Source organism: Paraburkholderia sp. SIMBA_030 (assembly GCF_046535245.1).
GTDB lineage: Bacteria > Pseudomonadota > Gammaproteobacteria > Burkholderiales > Burkholderiaceae > Paraburkholderia.
In genome coordinates this window covers 1-533 of the sequence record NZ_JAWRXB010000081.1, presented here as the reverse complement: position 1 = coordinate 533, position 533 = coordinate 1, and the positions used below count along the sequence as shown (strand labels likewise).

1 protein-coding gene is annotated in these 533 nt (G+C 50.7%); it reads left to right on the top strand.

All coding sequences use genetic code 11. From position 1 onward, the window contains the following. Nucleotides 1-271 precede the first annotated feature (271 nt). A partial coding sequence (locus SB772_RS39105; RefSeq protein WP_410838401.1) for an acetoacetate decarboxylase family protein occupies nucleotides 272-533 on the top strand: 262 nt, incomplete at its 3' end.

The following is a 533-nucleotide window of genomic DNA, read 5'->3' as shown; positions in this document are numbered from 1 at the left end:
GCGACGTTCGACATCAATCTATTGCGTCATTTGAATCGTAAGCAAAATGTGGGGTGCGCCGCTTACAGAAATGCCATGAAATGCCGATGAAGAAAGGCTTTCGGAATGACCGGTTCATCTCATAAAAACCCGAACTGTTAATTAATGCTTTCAGATGGCTTGTTAATTAACGGAATCGCAACGGTGTATATTCACCAAAAATGCGAACGCGCTACCGTTTGCCTCTATGATTAGTCGCGACGTTTTACCGCAGCTCAGCCATGAGGACAAAATGGATCTAGCCCAAATCCGCCGCGAAGCCTTCGCGATGCCTGTGCACAATCCCGCGTATCCGCGCCCGCCGTTCCGCTTCGTCAATCGCGAATACTTCATCATTTCCTACGAGACGGATATCGAGGCGCTAAGAGCCGTCGTTCCCGAACCTTTGAAGGTCGATAACGCGATCGTTCATTACGAGTTCATCCGCATGCCCGATTCGTCGGGGTTTGGCGACTATACGGAGAGCGGTCAGGTCATCTCGGTTCTGGACGAGC